The sequence below is a fragment of the Pseudomonas sp. P5_B2 genome, assembly GCF_056400445.1.
In genome coordinates this window covers 1-2,184 of record NZ_JBFULH010000651.1, presented here as the reverse complement: position 1 = coordinate 2,184, position 2,184 = coordinate 1, and the positions used below count along the sequence as shown (strand labels likewise).

The 2,184-nt window shown below is 57.8% G+C and carries 3 protein-coding genes; all 3 read right to left on the bottom strand.

The annotated features are described in order from the left end of the window. Window positions 1-138: DUF5064 family protein (locus AC1DRJ_RS25220; RefSeq protein WP_477804553.1), on the bottom strand; the 138-nt coding region annotated here is incomplete at its 3' end. A gap of 12 nt (window positions 139-150) precedes the next feature. Continuing rightward, a complete protein-coding gene (gene arcC, locus AC1DRJ_RS25215) occupies window positions 151-1,080 on the bottom strand; it encodes a carbamate kinase (RefSeq protein WP_477804552.1) in 930 nt (309 codons plus the stop codon). Between the two features lie 153 nt (window positions 1,081-1,233). Further along, window positions 1,234-2,184, bottom strand: a 951-nt coding sequence (locus AC1DRJ_RS25210) for an ornithine carbamoyltransferase (RefSeq protein ID WP_477804551.1), incomplete at its 5' end; no start/stop codon positions are given.

Sequence of the window (2,184 nt, the reverse complement as noted above, 5' to 3'; positions counted from 1 at the left end):
ATGCAGGGTGAACTCGATCCCTTTGCCTTTCTTGGGGTCCTGCGCGACCTTGTAATCGAGATGCACGTTGTAGCTGACATCATCCTTGGTCAGCGCGTGACGCTCGATGTGCAAGTGACCAGGCTCAAACTGTGCCATAAACATCTTTCCTTATAAGTAAGTAATGCCAGGTGCTGCCGTGCTGATGCGCGTACCGGCCGTGCCCTGGACGATCGCTTCGATGTCTGAGAGTGAACCGATTACCGCGACTTTTCCAGTGTTGCGGGCGAACTCGCAAGCGGCCTGAACCTTCGGCCCCATGGAGCCAGCGGCGAAGCCGAGTTTTTCCATTTCATCCGGGTGAGCCTGGCCGATGGCTTTCTGGGTTGGCTTGCCATAATCGATAAAGGCGGCGCTGACGTCGGTGGCGATCACCAGAATATCGGCTTCAAGCTGTTCGGCCAGCAGTGCCGAGCACAGGTCTTTATCGATGACCGCTTCGACACCTTCCAGTACGCCAGGGGACGTGTACATGGTCGGGATACCGCCACCGCCGGCGCAGATCACTATGCTGCCTTTTTCCAGCAGCCATTTGATCGGACGGATTTCGAAAATGCGTTTCGGTTTGGGGCTGGCCACCACGCGACGATATTTGTCGCCATCTGGAGCAATTGCCCAGCCTTTTTCGGCGGCAAGTTGTTCCGCTTCGGCCTTGGCGTACACCGGGCCGATCGGTTTGGTGGGGTTTTGGAACGCCGGGTCGTTAGGGTCGACTTCAACTTGGGTGAGCAGAGTGGCAAAGGGCACTTCGAAGTCCAGCAGGTTGCCCAGTTCCTGTTCGATGATGTAGCCGATCATGCCTTCGGTTTCGGCACCGAGCACGTCCAGTGGGTAAGGGGAAACCGAGGTATAGGCCGCAGCTTGCAGCGACAGCAAGCCGACCTGCGGACCATTGCCGTGGGCGATCACCAGTTGATTACCGGCATGGACCTTGGCAATTTGTTCGGTGGCGATCCGGATGTTGGCGCGCTGGTTGTCCGCGGTCATGGGTTCACCACGGCGGAGCAGGGCGTTACCGCCCAGAGCAACGACGATACGCATAATGGCAATCCTTCTAAATCGGAAAGTAAGCAGTAGACTCGGTCCTTTGTGGGAGTGAGCCTGCTCGCGATGGGGCGTGTCAGTCGAAATATATGTCGCCAGTAACACCGCTATCGCGAGCAGGCTCGCTTCCACATTGACCGGTTCTGTTCTTTAGAGGTCAGCCAGGGTCGACACCAGGATCGCCTTGATGGTGTGCATGCGGTTTTCCGCTTGCTCGAAGGCGATGCAGGCCGGCGACTCGAACACGTCATCAGTCACTTCGATGCCGTTCTTCAGGTTCGGGTACTGCTCGGCAATCTGCTTGCCGATTTTGGTTTCGCTGTTGTGGAAGGCCGGCAGGCAGTGCATGAACTTGGTGCGCGGGTTGCCGGTGGCTTTCATCAGTTCGGCGTTGACCTGATAAGGCAGCAGTTGCTGGATACGTTCGGCCCAGGCTTCGACCGGTTCACCCATCGAAACCCAAACGTCGGTGTGGATAAAGTCCACGCCTTTGACCGCGGCTTTCGGGTCTTCTGYCAGGGTGATGCGCGCACCGCTTTCTTCCGCGTATTGCTTGCAGCGCTCGACCAGATCGTCAAGCGGCCACAGCGCTTTCGGCGCGCAAATGCGCACGTCCATGCCCAGCTTGGCGCCGATCAGCAGCAGCGAGTTGCCCATGTTGTTACGGGCGTCGCCCAGGTAGACGTAGCTGATTTCGTGGATTGGCTTGTCAGCGTTCTCACGCATGGTCAGCACGTCGGCGATCATTTGGGTCGGGTGATATTCATCGGTCAGGCCGTTGAACACGGGTACACCGGCAAACTTGGCCAGTTCCTCGACGATTTCCTGCTTGTAGCCACGGTATTCGATAGCGTCGTACATGCGCCCCAGTACGCGGGCGGTGTCCTTCATGCTTTCCTTGTGACCGATCTGCGAAGAGTTCGGGTCGATGTAGGTGACGTTGGCGCCCTGGTCATAAGCGGCGACTTCGAATGCGCAACGGGTGCGGGTCGAGGTTTTTTCGAAGATCAGCGCGATGTTGTTGCCTTTGAGGTGCTGTTGCTCGGTGCCGGTGTACTTGGCGCGCTTGAGATCGCGGGACAGGTCGAGCAGATAACGCAA

Coding starts and splice junctions, on each gene's coding strand:
- arcC (WP_477804552.1), bottom strand. CDS start 1,080: ATGCGTATCGTCGTTGCTCTGGGCGGTAACGCCCTGCTCCGCCGTGGT.